Here is a 16,743-nt window from a genome sequence, read left to right as displayed (position 1 = left end):
TTATGGCAGAGAAAACACGATACACTGACGAGGAACTGGAAGAGTTCCGTCAGATCATTAACGAGAAGATGACATTGGCAAAACGTGACTATGATCAGATGATGCGTGTATTGACCAATCAAGACAGTAATGATGTCGATGACACATCACCCACCTATAAGGCTTTGGAAGAAGGGAGTGTCACACAGTCAAAGGAAGAGTTGATTTCCATGGCTGCCCGTCAGCAGAAGTTTATACAGGGCTTGAAGGCTGCATTGGTACGTATTGAGAACAAGACCTATGGTGTTGACCGCATTACCGGACAACTGATCCCGAAGGAGCGTCTGCGTGCGGTGCCACATGCTACTTTGAGTGTGGAGTCGAAAATGAATCAGAACAAGAAAAGGTGATTTCAAGTAAGAGCCTTATGACAAAAGGCAGAGTGGCGGCACTGGTGGTAGTCGCCATTCTCCTTATAGACCAAGCCATCAAGATCTGGGTCAAGACTTCGATGACATTACATGAGAGCATCCATGTGTTCGATTGGTTTTACATTACGTTTATCGAGAACATGGGTATGGCCTTTGGTATGCAGTTAGGCAGTAAGATTGTATTGTCTCTGTTTCGTGTCGTGGCTATTACCGCTCTTGTCTATTATATCCGGTCGGAAGTTAAGAAGAATGCGAAGACTGGATATGTCATTTGTCTGGCTATGGTGTTGGCCGGTGCAATCGGTAATCTGATTGACAGTATGTTCTATGGACTGATCTTCAACGAGTCGTCTCCTTTTTATGTCTCCTATTTTGTACCTTTCGGAACAGGCTATGCGCCGTTTTTGATGGGGAAAGTGGTTGATATGTTCTATTTCCCTATAATAGAGACTGATTGGCCATCGTGGATTCCCTTAATCGGAGGAGACCATTTCGTTTTCTTCAGTCCTGTTTTCAATTTCGCAGATACCAGCATTAGTGTTAGTGTCGTTCTTTTGCTATTGTTCTATCGCGAAGAGATCGGTAAGATATCTTTGAGCAGAACGATTCAGAAAGAAGGGGAGTCATAGTCATGAAGCGTGGAGTCGTACATCTGGTCACAATGGTGGTGCTGACAGGGCTTTTGTCTGCCTGCAAGCCTGGTGTTCCTTCTCGGTATATTCAGCCTGACGAGATGGAGGATCTCCTATATGACTATTATATTGGGCAGAATATGGCATATGATCATGATGACTCTGAGGGAATAGACTACCAACGAGAGCTGATATATCAGGCAGTCCTGAAGAAACACGGAGTGACGCAGGCTGAGTTTGATTCCTCTTTGGTCTATTATTATACACGTGCTGACCGTTTTGTGAAGATCTATGACAGAGTGCAAAAAAGACTTAACGATCAGGCATCGGAACTCGGTGCACCTGTCAGTGAAGTGGAACGCTATATGAGTCTGTCCCAGACGGGGGACACGATGGACATCTGGAACGGTAAGCGTCATTTGATGCTATTCCCTCAAGCGCCGTGTCATGTTATGCAGTTCGCTTTGAAAGCAGACTCGTCCTTTCACCGTGGAGACAGTTTTATGTTGTCATATAACGCGAGTTTCCTGGTACAGAGTGGTTCGAAAAGTATGACAGCCTATCTGTCTGTGATATACGAGAATGACAGTGTCGCCTTCCAGCAGCAGACTTTTTCTTCACAGGGAAGATCCTCTGTGCGTATTCCTGCTTGTGATAAGAATGTAAAGGAGATAAAAGGCTTCTTCTATATGCCTCCTCGTCAGAGTACAGATCAAACTAATGACATGTGTCTGCTGTTTATTGACTACATCCAACTTATCAGATTCCATCATCAGCAAAGTTCCCATCAGACTATGCCGAATAATGATAAGGACGTGGAAGGACAGAGCGACACGTTGAAGCATGACGTTGATACGATAGAAAGACGGGCTCGTAAACTCGGAGAACGATCGATTTCCTTGAACAAGAAGAACGAGCCTGTAAAAACAGATTTAAAACCAATAACTAGAAAATAAAGAGATATGAACCTGAAAATCCGTTTGGCACTTATGAACTTCCTGGAGTTTGCCGTATGGGGTGCCTATTTGACATGCATGGGAAACTATCTGGGAGTAGCAGGATTGGGAGATAAGATCTCCTGGTTTTATGCTATTCAAGGTATTGTCAGCATCTTTATGCCTACCCTGATGGGTATTGTTGCAGATAAATATATCCAGCCACAGCGATTGTTAGGACTCTGTCATCTGGTGGCAGGAGCATTTATGCTGGGATGCTGGTGGATGGGATTACAGGCAGGTTTCGGTCAGGAGCTGACAGACAAGTCGACCTTTATTACCCTCTATACGCTAAGTGTGGCTTTCTTCATGCCTACCATCGCATTGTCAAACACGTCTGCTTTCACTATCTTAAAGAACAACGGACTTGACACGGTGAAAGACTTTCCGCCCATTCGTGTTCTGGGGACGGTCGGTTTTATCATAACAATGTGGTTTGTCAACTGTGCAGTCTGGGAGAACGGCTCCTTCTTCATGACACTTGCAGATAATTCCCATAAGTTCCAGTATACCTATATGCAGTTCTTTGTCTCAGGTATCTTAAGCATTGTGTTATGTCTCTATTGCTTTACTTTACCAGAGTGCAAACTGGAGAAGAAACAAGGTGTATCTCTGTCAGAGACCTTAGGACTTAATGCTTTTAAGCTGTTCAAGAATAGCAGAATGGCGATGTTCTTTGTGTTCTCAGCTTTGTTGGGAATGTGTCTGCAGGTAACCAATGGCTATGCAGGTCCATTTATCACGAGTTTTAAAGGTAGTTCAGATATCGCCGTTGCATCTTCGTTTGCGGCCAATAACGCAACACTGTTAACATCCATCTCTCAGATTAGTGAAGCACTATGTATATTGATGATACCTTTCTTCTTGAAAAGATACGGAATCAAGATTGTGATGTTGATGTCCATGTTTGCATGGGTATTCCGTTTCGGTTTCTTCGGAATAGGTAATCCTGCCATGCCTGGAGTAATTATGTTTATTCTCTCATGTATTGTGTATGGGGTGGCCTTCGACTTCTTCAATGTATTGGGTGGTATTTTTGTGGATCAAGAGTGTGAACCGTCTGTAAAAGCATCGGCACAAGGTCTGTTTATGATGATGACCAATGGTGTTGGAGCAACAGTTGGCACATTGGCAGCCGGAGAGATTGTTAATCACTATTGCTCTTGGGAGAACGGCTTCTTACAAGGAGATTGGACCGCTTGTTGGTTTATTTTCTCCGCTTTTGCATTAATAGTAGCCGTCTCGTTCGCTATCGTCTTCCATCCGGAAAAGACACACTAAGTAAGAGCACGATGAAGGAAGTGAGATTTTTCTATGTCCCAGATGCAGGACAACAGACAGAGTTACCTGCAGAGGAGGCTATGCATGCGGTACGTGTGTTGCGCCTGAAAGAAGGAGACGAGATGTTCCTGATGGATGGCGCAGGTTCCTTTTATCGTGCTAAGGTGACAATGGCTGCACCACACCATTGCTATTATGAGGTAGAGGAGAGAATCCTACAAGAACCTCAATGGAAGGGACATCTTCATTTGGCTATCGCTCCAACAAAGATGATGGAACGAATGGAATGGATGGTTGAAAAGGTGACTGAGGTAGGAATTGATGAGATATCATTCCTGAACTGCCAGTTCTCTGAGCGTAGAATGATAAAGATACAACGCCTTGATAAAATCGTCATATCTGCGGTTAAACAGAGCCATAAGGCATGGAAACCGCTACTGAATGAGATGACCTCATTCAAACAGTTTCTTGAAGGGCATCGTGAAGGTCGACGATATATTGCACATTGTTACGAGGAGATTCCTCGGACCAACCTGTTTGATGAGTTGCAAAAATCTCATGACACAGAGGATGTGACGGTATTAGTTGGACCGGAGGGCGATTTTTCTGTTGATGAGGTTAAACAGGCGGTTGACGCAGGCTTTCAGTCCGTAGACTTGGGGAAAAGTCGTCTACGCACAGAAACAGCAGGACTGTCTGCCGTGATGACAATGCATCTAGGACAACAAATATTACAACAATAAACCGAACAAAAATGACTGACGAAAAGATTATGTCCACCATCAAACCAGATGGGGAGTATTGGCAACCGGAGATTGAAACGATGCCACGAGAGCAGCTAAGACAGTTGCAAGTTAAAAAACTGAAAGAAACGATTAATGTCTGTCTAAAATCGCCTTTTTATAAGAAACGCTTAGGCGAAGTAGGAGTTACAGCCGATTCGATTAACAGTCTCGACGACTTGCGCAAGATACCTTTCACCACGAAGCAGGATCTGCGTGATAATTATCCCTTCGGACTTGTCGGCGGTAATATGGATGATGCCGTTCGTATTCACTCTACCAGTGGTACGACAGGTAATCCCTGTGTTGTTCTATATTCAGAGCACGATATCTGCTCATGGGCTAACATGATAGCCCGTAACCTCTATATGGTGGGCTGTCGTAAGAGCGATGTGTTCCAGAACTCATCTGGTTATGGTATGTTTACCGGAGGATTGGGCTTCCAGTATGGAGCAGAATGGCTGGGTGCTATGACAGTTCCTGCAGCTGCAGGTAACTCCAAGCGTCAGATCAAGTTTATTAAGGACTTTGGAACAACTTGTCTTCACGCGATACCTTCATATGCCATCCGTTTAGCTGAGGTGTTCAAAGAGGAAGGCGTAGATCCTGCCACCACCAAACTGCGCACGCTCTGCATCGGTGCCGAACCTCATACCGAGGAACAGCGTCGTCGTATTGAACGTATGCTAGGTGTCAAAGCCTACAACTCTTTTGGAATGACGGAGATGAACGGTCCAGGCGTGGCCTTTGAGTGTAAGTATCAGGATGGTATGCATTTATGGGAAGATAATTATATCGTTGAGATCGTTGACCCTGACACGTTGGAACCTGTGCCCGATGGTGAAATGGGAGAGATGGTACTTACGACCCTAGACCGCAACATGATGCCTATTCTGCGTTATCGTACTCGTGACCTGACCCGTATCATCGCTGAACCTTGTAAGTGTGGACGTACGCATCGTCGTATCGACCGTATCAAAGGACGTACAGACGATATGTTTATTATTAAGGGTGTCAATGTGTTCCCAATGCAGGTAGAGAAGATCCTCGTGCAATATCCCGGGCTCGGTTCAAACTATTTAATTACCCTTGAGACTATTGATGATAATGATGTGATGACGGTAGAGGTTGAACTCGATGGATTGCAAACTGATATATATCCTGAAATGCAGAAGATGATGAAGGATATTCAACGTGCTCTGAAAGATGAGATTCTTCTAACACCTGTGGTTAAACTTGTCAAGAAAGGTTCTCTGCCTCAGAGCGAAGGTAAGGCCGTACGAGTAAAGGACTTGAGACCGAGTAGAGGATGAAAAGATGGATGATTGCGGCCTTGATGGTGCTTGCGACAGGGCATGTATATGCACAGAAAACGTGTATAACGGATGTCTTTAAGTTGATGCCGGATTCTATTATGCCATACCTGTCTGTCAATAACCGGCTTGATTTTATCGACTTCTTGGAGTCAGGAATGAAAGCTGAGGTGAGGAACCAACTGGGTGGCATTAGTGAGATGACAGCTTTGACAGAAGATAGTTTGTCTATTAAGATGAATGATGCCCTAAAAGTTGACATGTTGCTGATGCGACTTGACGAACCTGTAGACACCATCAACCAGATTGTAGTCGTTATTGAAACATTTATGACAGACTCTATATATGGAGAGAGTTCTGTTCGTATTTATACACCTGAATGGCAGTGTATTACAAAGAGGCATATACCATTGAATCAGGAGCAACGTCAACGTGTCGAAAGGATCAGGCTGCAAAATATCCTTAAATGGAACGAAGATAAATTAAATAAAAGTTAAATATGATTTCGTGCAGATATTGTTTAGATCACACGAATGAAAATCTTTACTATATTTGCATTGTGTTTTTCATGGTATTAGATTATTAAGGTTAATAAACTGAGTATTATTTGTCGAGAGACAGGTAAAATTCAACCTCCATGCGCAGTATAAGATTTTATAATGCGGATGGTTCAAAAAAAGGGAGCCTGAGAAGGTTCCCTTTTTACATGGATATAATGAAGTGGGGGTAATGCTTAATAGCTTCTGGCTATAATTACACGTGCCTTTGATGGTTTACCGCTGACCATATCTACGCCAGGCGTCTGTTCTACGCCAAAGGGCACGCAACGGATTGTGGCCTGTGTCTCTTCCTTTATCTTAGCTTCGGTCTCAGCTGTACCATCCCAATGGCAGAGGAAGAAACCTCCGTCTTTTACTTTTTCTTTGAACTCCTCGTAGTTCTCGCACTCATAGATGCGAGCATCACGGTAGGCCTTAGCCTTTTCAAAGATATTCTTCTGGATGTCCTCCAACAACTGCTCCACATATTCTACGATTCCCTCAATAGGACGAGTCTCCTTCTCAAGCGTATCGCGACGCATTACCTCAATGGTGCCATTCTCTAGATCACGAGCGCCCATGACGAGACGTACGGGTACTCCCTTCAACTCATAATCGGCGAATTTGAAGCCTGGGCGTTTATTGTCTGCATCGTCATATTTCACAGTGATACCGGCTTTTCGTAATGCTTCGATTACGGGAGTCAGTCGCTCCGTGATATGCTGCAAATCATCACCTTTGGAGATGGGGACGATAACAACCTGGATTGGCGCGAGTCTTGGCGGAAGTACCAGACCATTATCATCAGAATGTGTCATGATAAGGGCACCGATGAGTCGGGTAGAAACACCCCATGATGTGGCCCAAACATATTCAGGTTTGTTGTCTTTGTTGAGGTATGTTACCTCGAAAGCCTTCGCGAAGTTCTGTCCTAAGAAGTGCGACGTCCCAGACTGCAAGGCCTTGCCGTCCTGCATCATTGCCTCAATAGTATAGGTGTCAAGAGCGCCTGCGAAACGCTCTGTCTCACTTTTCACTCCTTGGATAACGGGAACTGCCATCCATTCTTCTGCAAACTTGGCATATACTTTCAGCATCTTCTGTGCTTCCTCTTCAGCTTCTTCACGGGTAGCATGGGCTGTATGTCCTTCTTGCCACAAGAACTCAGAGGTACGGAGGAACGGACGGGTACGCATCTCCCAACGCATGACATTACACCATTGATTGCACATCAGTGGCAGGTCACGCCAGGAGTGAATCCAATTCTTGTATGTGTTCCAAATAATTGTCTCTGATGTTGGACGTACAATCAGTTCTTCTTCCAATTTAGCCGCAGGATCGACCTCCACACCGCTTTTGTCCTCTTTTGCACGCAGACGATAGTGTGTCACGACAGCACATTCTTTGGCGAACCCCTCTACGTGTTCAGCCTCTTTCGAGAGGAACGATTTGGGAATCAACAAGGGGAAGTAGGCATTTTGAGCGCCGGTCTCCTTGAACATCTTATCCAATTGCTGCTGCATCTTCTCCCAAATGGCATAGCCGTAAGGCTTGATAACCATACACCCACGCACGGCAGACTGTTCTGCCATATCAGCTTTCACGACAAGGTCGTTGAACCATTGGCTGTAATTCTCCGCACGTTTTGTTAATTCTTTTAATTCTTTGGCCATTGTTTTTTTGTCCTTAAACCTAATTTGCGTGCAAAATTACTAAAAAAATATGAATTTGATATGCATTATATAAATAAATTCTTATCTTTGCACTCAAATATAGTCGTTTAACAATTTTAAAAAGGTAGATTATGAAAAGTTTAAAGTCAATTGCTGTCGGCCTTTGCGCTGTAATGGTGCTGGCTGGATGTAACATTAGTAATACCGCTAAAGGAACTGCTATTGGTGCAGGAGGCGGTGCAGTACTTGGTGCCATCGTTGGTAAGATTGCAGGCAATACTGCTATTGGCGCTGCCGTTGGTGGTGCTGTGGGTGCTGGAGCCGGAGCTATCATTGGTCATAAGATGGATAAAGCCAAGAAAGAGGCTGAAGCCGTTCAGAATGCTCAGGTTGAAGCAGTGACCGATGCCAATGGTCTTGAGGCTGTAAAGGTGACTTTTGATTCTGGTATCTTGTTCAGCACAGGTAAAGCTGATCTCTCTGCCACGGCAAAGTCTTCGCTTGCACAGTTTGCAAATGTATTGAAGGATAATGCTGATTGTGATATTGCTATCCAGGGCTATACCGACAATCAGGGTTGGAAGGGTTCTACTGCAGAGCAGAGCGCACAAAAGAATCAGGCTCTTTCTTTGGATCGTGCAAGTGCTGTTAGCTCATATCTGATTGGTCTGACAGTTCCTGCTTCCCAGATTAAGAGCGTACAGGGATTCGGCGAAGCTAATCCTGTTGCTTCTAATGCAACTAAGGAAGGTCAGGCACAGAATCGTCGTGTTGAGGTTTATCTGTATGCTTCTCAGAAGATGATTCAGGAGGCACAGCAGGCTGCCCAATAACTTCGAATGCAACTGATTGTATATAAAATTCGCGCCATTATACGCTGGGTATTGGTTGCCTTTTTCGGCTCCACTATTCTTGCGGTGGTGGCGCTTCGTTTTATCCCAGTGTATTTTACTCCTTTGATGTTTATTCGTTGTTATCAACAGATCGCAGAGGGGAAAGAGCTGAAACTCGCTCATCATTGGGTATCTATGGAGAACATTTCTCCTAGTCTTCCTGTAGCGGTCATTGCTAGCGAAGATGCGAATTTCCTGTCTCATCACGGTTTTGACTATAAAGCCATAGAGCATGCTGTCAAACGGAATATGGAGCATCCGGAGAAACGTAGGTTAGGTGCTTCTACTATTTCTCAACAGACTGCCAAGAATGTTTTTTTATGGCCTGGCCGCTCATGGATGCGTAAAGGTCTTGAAGTCTATTTTACGGGGCTGATAGAGTTGATGTGGTCAAAACAACGTATTATGGAAGTGTATCTGAATTCCATTGAGATGGGAGATGGTATATATGGGGCAGAAGCTGTAGCGAAGGAACATTTTCATACCGATGCTCTTCATCTCTCGCGAGCACAATGTGCGCTCGTGGCTGCAACGCTCCCTAATCCCCGTCGTTTTTCCAGTAAATCCCCTTCTTCCTATATGCTTAGACGTCAATCTCGTATATTGCGTGAAATGAGACATGTCGCCAGTTTCCCGAAAGAAGGTGAGGATGCACCAAAGAAATAAGGCTGTCTTCTTATCTGTTACGTAGTTCCCAAAAGGCGACAGCCGCGGCTGCGGCTACATTCAGAGAGTCGACCTGATGGGACATGGGTATCCTTACAACATAATCAGAATTTTGTATTGTTTGATAGGGAAGTCCGTCCCCCTCTGTTCCCATTATGATTGCCAGTTTTTCAATATCCCTTAATAGGGGAGAGTCAACGTTTACAGAATTTTCTGTAAGAGCCATGGCGGCAGTTTTGAAGCCGAGTTCTCTCAGTTGGGTATAAGAATCAAGCCATGTCCATGGTACTAAGAACACACTTCCCATCGACACACGGATAGCTCTGCGATTTAATGGATCACAACTATTGCGAGTCAGCAGGACGGCATCTATACCTAATGCTGCTGCCGAGCGAAAAATGGCTCCGATATTTGTCGTATCAACCACGCCGTCGATAACAACAATTCTTTTAGCATCTTTACAAGCCTCTACGATTGGAATAGGACGTGGTCTTTGCATGGCGCATAGAACACCTCGTGTCAGTGTATAGCCTGTTAGCCTACTTAATAGTTCTCGTTCTCCTGTGTAAACAGGAATGTTACCGCAGTCTTTTATAATATCTTTAGCGTCTCCTGTAATATGCTTCCGCTCGCATAATAGGGCAGTCGGTTGATAACCTGCACTCAAAGCCACACGGATTACCTTCGGACTCTCCGCTATAAAAAGTCCGTTTGCAGTCTCCATCTTGTTTCTTAGTTGTGCCTCTGTCAGTGTCCCAAATATATCCACACCAGGATGTGACAGAGAACTGATTTCAATAATATTATCAGCCATGAGAATTAAAGACAACATTTTAGACTGCAAATTTATATCTTTTTATCCAAAAAGCTTAGACATTTCATCATTATTTCATATCTTTGTGGCGATTAATATCTATTTTTGGTATGAGGAGATTTGTTATTATATTGGTAGCGTTCTTTCTTGTAACAAAGGTTTTATGTCAGGATGTGGCAGACAGGAAGAAGGTCGCTGTGGTGTTAAGTGGCGGCGGTGCAAAAGGTATGGCTCATATAGGGGCCCTGAAGGTGATTGAGCGCGCAGGAATCCCTGTGGATATAGTCTGTGGCACTTCCATGGGGAGTATTGTAGGGGGATTGTACGCTATCGGGTATAATGCAGATGTGCTTGACTCAATTGTTCGTAACCAAGACTGGAGTTATGTGATTACTGATAAGGAAGATTTAGCACAGCAAAGTCTGGCAGATCGGGAAAAGCAGAATACCTATGTAATCTCAAGGGGGTTGACTATTGGCAAGCGTAATGAGAATGATGGCGGAATCATCAAAGGGAAAAATCTGGCGGAACTATTTTGGAAATTATGTACGGGATATACAGATTCTATAGATTTCTCCCATGACCTTCCCATCCCTTTTGCCTGTGTTGCAACAGACATTGTCGATAATACGGAATACGATTTTCATAGCGGTTGTTTACCTCAAGCCATGCGGGCCTCTATGGCGATTCCTGCCGTGTTCTCACCTGTTCGAAAGGGTGATCATGTGTTGGTGGATGGTGGACTACGTAACAATTATCCTGCGGATATAGCCCGAGAGATGGGGGCTGATATCATTATCGGCGTAACTGTACAGGGGGCTCCGAGAACTGCAGAAGACTTAGGTGGAACAATGAGTATCTTGAGTCAGATCGTTGACGTTAACTGTAAAAACAAGTATGATGAGAATCTGGCGATGACAGATGTGCCTATTCGTGTGAATACGACGGGCTATGGGGCCGCCAGTTTTTCGGCAAATGCCATTGATACGTTGATCAGGCGAGGCGAAGAGGAGGCCATGAAACATTGGGATGAACTTATGACGCTTAAGGATCAGATTGGCATTGACAAGACATATGCTCCACCTCGACTTACTCTGTTACGACCTGCGGTCATGTCCGAGAAAATAAAGATAATAGCATATGAATTTGAGAATATGACCCAACAAGACGAGCGCTTCTTACGGGAAAAGTTCCAACTGAAAGAAGGTGATAGTATCGATGTTCGCAAACAGGAACAGATAACCACAGCTATGAGAATGGACTTGTTCTACCAGAACGCTAAGTCAAGAACGGTACCTAACGGTGATGGATATCAACTTATTCTTACAGCCGGCAACCGTAAGACTAGTCAGGTCAATGCGGGATTTCGTTTTGATACAGAGGAATATGCCGCTGTACAACTAGGAGCCGACTTCCCCTTAAAGACTTCTCTGCCGATGAATGCCGAATTCACATTACGGTTAGGAAAGCGAATGATGGGACGTGCAGAACTCACATTCCATCCTCGTAGTTTTACACGTCCTGCCATATCATATTCCTTTCATAGAAATGATGTAAATATATATTATAAAGGTGATCGTGACTATAGTGTCGTATACAATCAACATCAGGCAGAATTTTCTCCTGTTAACTTGAATGTTCGGAATTTTAATGTCCGGATGTCTATACGCTGGGACTATCTGCATTATCAAGACAAACTAGTAGCGGATGCTATTAATTCTCAAGAACTGTTGTTGGAAAATAGCAGTTATATCAGTTATCGTGCGCAAATCAAGTACAACTCGGAGAATAGTTGGCATTTCCCCACGCGTGGTGCCCGTTTCAAGGCGGAGTATGCATATTTGACAGACAACTTCACGAAGCTTGAAGGTAAGCCTGGTATGAGTGACGTGAATGCCAACTGGCGAATGTCTTTTGCCTTGAGTGAGCACTTTACTGTTCAGCCGATGGTATACGGAAGACTCCTCTTTGGTTCTATCGTTCCCGTTGTCTTTGCCAATGTTATGGGAGGAGAATGGTTCGGGCACTACCTAGAACAACAGATGCCGTTCGCAGGGGTTGGTTATGTGGAATATACACGTCCATTTGTCGTAGCAGCACAACTGCAGGCTCAGCAAAGTCTTGGTAGTGGTCATTATCTTCTATTGCGTCTTGCTACAGCCCAGCATGCAGCTGTCATAAAAGATATTCCTGATAGTAAGATGATGCTCGGTTGTCAAGCAGCCTATTATTATAATACAATGCTGGGGCCCATAGGTGTAACATTGGGCTATTCCAATAAAACAAAGGAACCATATTTCTATATTAATCTCGGCTATGAGTTCTGATAATAATTAATGGTTCAGCAAGGATGAAGCGGTATATGTATGTGACAATGTCAGTCTCGCTACTGTTTATATATGCATGTGGCGATTTGTTTGACATACATCCCTATGATGTGAATTTTCATGGGGAGACAGACATCAATGCCAAACAGATAACAAGAATTGAAAATGAATTTGCAGACAAGGATACATTACGCGTTGCCTTTATTAGTGATACGCATGGATGGTATTCAGATACAAAAGACGAAATACTTGACTTGAATAATCGTCGAGACATCGATTTCGTTATTCATTGTGGCGATCTGACGGATACCGGAACGGCCATGGAGTATGAGTGGATACGTGATATTCTCGGTGATTTGCATGTGCCATATGTCGGACTTATCGGCAACCATGATTTTCTTGGTACTGGTGATCAGGCGTATATGAAGATGTATGGTAGTATGGATTTCTCGTTTATTGCGGGACGTATCAAGTTCGTATGTCTAAACACAAATGCTACTGAATATGATTACATTGCTGCGGTCCCGAATTTTGATTATATGGAAACTGAAATGGAGATGGATCGGGAACGTTTTGACAGGACGATACTTGTTATGCATGCACCTCCTTATAGCGATCAATTCAATAACAACGTGTGTAAAGCTTTCCGACGCTATCTCGATTTCTTTCCTGGCCTGATATGTTGTGTATATGGGCATAACCATAACGATCTGGTCGACGACATCTATGATGATGGTCTTCTGTTCTATGGTATTGATTGCGCAAAACATCGACGCTATCGCATTTTTACCTTTACTCCCGACGGCTATGAGATGGAACAGATATCTTTTTAGCATATTTCTATTGCTTACTGCTGTTGATATCATGGCAGATGACAGTATCATAGTACAGCAGAATCGTGAAAGCAAGTATGAAAGGCGTGTCTATCGGTATCGCAAGCGATGGGCAAATATGATTCCAACCCAGTTTGTCATTCAGAATGCTGGAAATATGGGGATAGCCTCTATGGGGTTTGGGTGGAATTATGGTAATCGGAAACAGTGGGAGACGGATTGTATGATCGGATACATACCAAGGCATCAGACCTCTCGAGGTAAGTTGACGATGACTGTTAAAGAAAACTATATTCCATGGAGTTTGACTCTATATAAAGGCTACAGTATCGAGCCGTTGACTGCCAGCATTTATTTGAATACCGTATATGGACATGAATTCTGGAAAACGCAGCCAGGACGTTATCCGGACAAGTACTATGAATTTATGTCGACGAAGTTCCGTCTGAACATCGCGCTTGGCCAACGCTTCACCAGACAAATTCCGTTGGAAAAACGTAAAGGCTGCAAAAGCATCTCCTTGTTTTACGAAATCAGTACATGCGACCTTTATATCCGTTCCAAGATCATGGATCATGATGTCCCACTGAAAGATATCATTGGCTTATCACTTGGCATTAAACTCCAAACATTGTAATAGTCCTATGACATCCACGCCATAAACAAAGCCTCTATTTCGTGTAGAAGTCAATCAGGCGAATAAGAGCTTGTTGGCATACTAGACAAAACTCCGGCTCTTCATTTGTACGCATACGACAGTTCTCAAAGCCACGCCACACACCTTTTGTCAGGTATCCGCCTCCTTCAATGAGTCCAGCTTTCCCTTCCTGAACAAGTTTTTCCCATTTTCCATGGAAATTATTCTGAGTCGTCAGGTTGGGTTCCCATGGCTCTGTATCATAGAAATACATGGGATCATCTTCTCCGTAAGGATACTCATCGCCTAAACCTCCGAATGAGTGTCCAAACTCATGGACGACAACAGGTCTGAAAAAAGGTCCGTGTGCATCAGTAAGTGTATAAGAATTGTAGATTCCACCGCCTCCGTAACGTTGTCCGTTAACCAAAACAATTATATGTTCATAGGGTATGCCAGCCAAAATGTCGTTCAGTTTTTTCAAATGCAGTGTTGTCAGGTAGCGTTCACTATAGAACGTGTCAAAATGGGCACCGAGGATTGTATTCCGCCATATACCTTTGCTTGGTTCACTGACCCCGCTTTCTTCAGATGGTGACATCACGGCCACCATATTGAAACGATCCTGCATCTGTTTAAAAGGATCATGCGTAAAAAGAGCATTCATCGCATTTTTGCAATCTTCGATGAAAACGCTCATCTCATGGGGTTGATATCCCTCTGCGACATAAGCTACATGAATACATCGTGTGGTGTCTGCCGCTTGTTGCAGTGTGATATGCGGCGTAATCTGCCGTTCACCTGCTCTTCGAATTAAAATATCATGAGGATCAACAGTGTGTGTCATGGTAGCGTTGATTCTGTCATGATAGTCTCTAAGTTCTATAGTGATATCGATGGAATCTTTAGGAAAAGGAATGAGGAATACATTCTCAAAAGATTTCTTTGTCGTCTTTGATTCTGCAGTTGACAGCCACTCTTGAAAAAGACTTGAGAAAGAATGACGATAGATAATATCCTCACGTCCATGTATACGAACGATAATTTGTCCATTCCCACGTAGTGGAACCTCCGACAAATGCTGGCGCTTCCCATACCACCGAGGTAGCGAAATCAATTCATCCACATAAATACTCTGGTTTTGATGATCACCCGAGAAAGTATAGTCAAGTCGGAGAGTGCGATCTTCAAAGTACTGATCAAAATCTTGCGAGAATAATGACAAGAAGTTTAGATATAATATACTGATTAACAATAATTTTCTCATAATTCGCTAATTAGATTCTTTACATAGTCTCTTTCCCAATCCCGAATGTGCAAAAGCTCATCGTCATATTGTAAAAGATCCAAGTCGATGGTTACAATTCCATCCTCATTATGTGTTCGTCCTTGTCTCTTCTCAATCTCCTTTAGCACTTCATTTGTAAGGTTCAAACTGAAATCGGTTTTAGCCTTGCAGAGTTGATTCAGATAAGGAGCCGGGCAAATGGAGTGGATAGGTTCGGTCCATTGTTCTGATGTAAAATGCAGATCGCTCAGTAACAGAGACAACTGTTCCCTAGCAGCCTTTAAATTTTGTTCCTGATTCTCGTTAGAAGCAAGACAAATGATGATCTGATGTTTCTTGTGAGTCATAACGAATGCAAAGATACGAAAAAAACATTTTAATCCGCACTATATTAGAAAATTATTCAGTAAATTTGCAGTATGATATTGAATATTTGGCAAGCCGACTTGACAAAATGAAAGAAAAAGTCATATTTTCGTGAATTTCTGCTCAAATATTTGGCAGAATAAAATAAAAAGTGTAATTTCGCAGCGTTTTTCAAAAACGAATTAGTTAAACCAATAAAAATAAGAATCAAAATGAAGAAGTACAACTTTAACGCAGGTCCCTCGATGCTTCCTCGCGAAGTCATTGAGAATACCGCTAAACAGTGTCTTGATTTCAATGGCTCAGGTCTTTCTCTGATGGAGATCAGCCACCGTGCAAAGGACTTCCAGCCTGTTGTTGATGAGGCTGTGGCCTTGGTGAAAGAATTGCTTGATGTGCCTGAAGGCTATTCTGTAATCTTCCTTGGCGGCGGTGCAAGTCTTGAGTTCTGTATGATCCCATATAATTTTCTAATCAAGAAGGCTGCATACCTGAATACCGGTGTTTGGGCAAAGAAGGCCATGAAGGAGGCGAAGTTGTTCGGTGAGGTCATAGAAGTAGCTTCTTCTGCTGATGCTAACTATACTTTTATTCCTAAGGATTGGAGTGTACCTGCAGATGCTGATTATCTGCATATTACAACAAACAACACTATTTATGGTACAGAAATTCGTAAAGATCTTGATGTCCCTGTTCGTTTGATTGCTGATATGTCATCGGATATATTTAGCCGTCCTGTTGACGTAGCTAAGTATGATGCTATCTATGCTGGTGCTCAAAAAAATCTGGCCATGGCTGGTGTCACAATCGTGATTGTTAAGGATGATGCTCTGGGCAAAGCTCCGCGTGAGATTCCTACAATGCTCGACTATCGTACACACGTAGATAAAGGCTCGATGTTTAACACACCGCCTGTAGTGCCTATCTATTCTGCTCTTGAGAACCTCCGTTGGATTAAGAAACAAGGTGGTGTAGAAGCTATGGACAAATTGGCTAACCAGCGTGCTGAGATCGTATACGGCGAGATCGACCGCAACAAGTGCTTCGTCGGTACAGCCAAGGAAGAGGACCGTTCACTGATGAACCTCTGCTTCGTGATGGCTCCAGAGTACAAGGAGCTCGAGAAGGACTTCCTTGACTTCGCAGTTTCTAAGGGTATGGTCGGCGTAAAGGGTCACCGCTCGGTAGGCGGCTTCCGTGCTTCTTGCTATAATGCACAGACCATTGAGGGATGCAATGCGCTTGTTGCCTGCATGAAGGAGTTCGAGGCCAATCATTAATTGTTGACAGTTTA

General features: G+C 43.6%; 17 protein-coding genes. 13 read left to right on the top strand and 4 right to left on the bottom strand.

The window, feature by feature from the left end:
* Positions 1-2: 2 nt before the first annotated feature.
* From BMY63_RS01605 to BMY63_RS01575, 7 genes are read left to right on the top strand one after another with little or no spacing between them, the layout of a single operon-like run.
* Complete coding sequence (locus BMY63_RS01605) at positions 3-389, top strand: TraR/DksA family transcriptional regulator (protein WP_091899420.1); 387 nt, start codon at positions 3-5, stop codon at positions 387-389.
* 17 nt (positions 390-406) lie between these two features.
* On the top strand, positions 407-1,039 hold the full coding sequence (locus tag BMY63_RS01600; protein ID WP_091899419.1) for a lipoprotein signal peptidase: 633 nt from the start codon (positions 407-409) through the stop codon (positions 1,037-1,039).
* A gap of 2 nt (positions 1,040-1,041) precedes the next feature.
* Positions 1,042-1,998, top strand: coding sequence for a DUF4296 domain-containing protein (locus BMY63_RS01595; protein ID WP_091899418.1), 957 nt, complete (start codon positions 1,042-1,044; stop codon positions 1,996-1,998).
* Between the two features lie 6 nt (positions 1,999-2,004).
* Complete coding sequence (locus tag BMY63_RS01590; RefSeq protein WP_091914271.1) at positions 2,005-3,318, top strand: MFS transporter; 1,314 nt, start codon at positions 2,005-2,007, stop codon at positions 3,316-3,318.
* 11 nt (positions 3,319-3,329) lie between these two features.
* Positions 3,330-4,061 (top strand): 16S rRNA (uracil(1498)-N(3))-methyltransferase, encoded by a 732-nt coding sequence (locus BMY63_RS01585; protein ID WP_091914269.1) that lies wholly within the window; start codon positions 3,330-3,332, stop codon positions 4,059-4,061.
* Between the two features lie 29 nt (positions 4,062-4,090).
* Entirely contained in the window at positions 4,091-5,413 is a 1,323-nt protein-coding gene (locus BMY63_RS01580; RefSeq protein ID WP_091899915.1) for a phenylacetate--CoA ligase family protein, read from the top strand.
* Positions 5,410-5,910, top strand: a complete 501-nt coding sequence (locus BMY63_RS01575; RefSeq protein WP_091899415.1) for a DUF3256 family protein — start codon at positions 5,410-5,412, stop codon at positions 5,908-5,910. The genes BMY63_RS01580 and BMY63_RS01575 overlap by 4 nt, the downstream gene beginning before the upstream one ends.
* Before the next feature lie 236 nt (positions 5,911-6,146).
* Here the strand turns inward: BMY63_RS01575 and proS are convergent, their stop codons facing one another.
* Complete coding sequence (gene proS, locus BMY63_RS01570) at positions 6,147-7,625, bottom strand: proline--tRNA ligase (RefSeq protein ID WP_091899414.1); 1,479 nt, start codon at positions 7,623-7,625, stop codon at positions 6,147-6,149.
* 131 nt (positions 7,626-7,756) lie between these two features.
* On the opposite strand from proS, the gene BMY63_RS01565 reads away from it, so the two are divergent.
* Together BMY63_RS01565 and mtgA are read left to right on the top strand one after the other, a co-directional pair.
* On the top strand, positions 7,757-8,458 hold the full coding sequence (locus BMY63_RS01565; RefSeq protein WP_091899413.1) for a YiaD family glycine zipper/OmpA-like lipoprotein: 702 nt from the start codon (positions 7,757-7,759) through the stop codon (positions 8,456-8,458).
* A gap of 6 nt (positions 8,459-8,464) precedes the next feature.
* Positions 8,465-9,184, top strand: coding sequence for a monofunctional biosynthetic peptidoglycan transglycosylase (gene mtgA, locus BMY63_RS01560; protein ID WP_091914267.1), 720 nt, complete (start codon positions 8,465-8,467; stop codon positions 9,182-9,184).
* A 10-nt stretch (positions 9,185-9,194) separates the two neighbouring features.
* On the opposite strand, the gene BMY63_RS01555 is transcribed toward mtgA, so the two are convergent.
* Complete coding sequence (locus BMY63_RS01555) at positions 9,195-9,998, bottom strand: TrmH family RNA methyltransferase (RefSeq protein ID WP_091914935.1); 804 nt, start codon at positions 9,996-9,998, stop codon at positions 9,195-9,197.
* A gap of 110 nt (positions 9,999-10,108) precedes the next feature.
* Here BMY63_RS01555 and BMY63_RS01550 point away from each other — a divergent pair, with 110 nt between their 5' ends.
* From BMY63_RS01550 to BMY63_RS01540, 3 genes are read left to right on the top strand one after another with little or no spacing between them, the layout of a single operon-like run.
* Positions 10,109-12,325 carry a patatin-like phospholipase family protein gene (locus tag BMY63_RS01550; protein WP_091914265.1) on the top strand — a complete coding sequence of 739 codons (2,217 nt, stop codon included), beginning with the start codon at positions 10,109-10,111 and terminating at the stop codon, positions 12,323-12,325.
* Positions 12,326-12,348: 23 nt separating this feature from the next.
* Complete coding sequence (locus tag BMY63_RS01545) at positions 12,349-13,158, top strand: metallophosphoesterase family protein (RefSeq protein ID WP_091899409.1); 810 nt, start codon at positions 12,349-12,351, stop codon at positions 13,156-13,158.
* Positions 13,133-13,795: a hypothetical protein gene (locus BMY63_RS01540; RefSeq protein WP_143065687.1), complete on the top strand. Its 663-nt coding sequence runs from the start codon at positions 13,133-13,135 to the stop codon at positions 13,793-13,795. The genes BMY63_RS01545 and BMY63_RS01540 overlap by 26 nt, the downstream gene beginning before the upstream one ends.
* A gap of 34 nt (positions 13,796-13,829) precedes the next feature.
* Here BMY63_RS01540 and BMY63_RS01535 read toward each other — a convergent pair whose 3' ends face one another.
* Both BMY63_RS01535 and BMY63_RS01530 read right to left on the bottom strand, forming a co-directional pair.
* Positions 13,830-15,062: a M64 family metallopeptidase gene (locus BMY63_RS01535; RefSeq protein ID WP_091899407.1), complete on the bottom strand. Its 1,233-nt coding sequence runs from the start codon at positions 15,060-15,062 to the stop codon at positions 13,830-13,832.
* On the bottom strand, positions 15,059-15,430 hold the full coding sequence (locus BMY63_RS01530) for a 2-amino-4-hydroxy-6-hydroxymethyldihydropteridine diphosphokinase (protein WP_091899406.1): 372 nt from the start codon (positions 15,428-15,430) through the stop codon (positions 15,059-15,061). Before BMY63_RS01530 ends, BMY63_RS01535 begins: the two co-directional genes overlap by 4 nt.
* A 231-nt stretch (positions 15,431-15,661) precedes the next feature.
* On the opposite strand from BMY63_RS01530, the gene serC reads away from it, so the two are divergent.
* Positions 15,662-16,729 carry a 3-phosphoserine/phosphohydroxythreonine transaminase gene (gene serC, locus BMY63_RS01525; protein WP_091914263.1) on the top strand — a complete coding sequence of 356 codons (1,068 nt, stop codon included), beginning with the start codon at positions 15,662-15,664 and terminating at the stop codon, positions 16,727-16,729.
* The last annotated feature ends 14 nt before the right edge of the window (positions 16,730-16,743 follow it).

This window comes from Prevotella aff. ruminicola Tc2-24 (genome assembly GCF_900110895.1).
Classification (GTDB): Bacteria; Bacteroidota; Bacteroidia; order Bacteroidales; family Bacteroidaceae; genus Prevotella.
The sequence above is the reverse complement of the archived record's forward strand: the minus strand, read 5'-3'. Positions and strand labels throughout refer to the sequence as shown.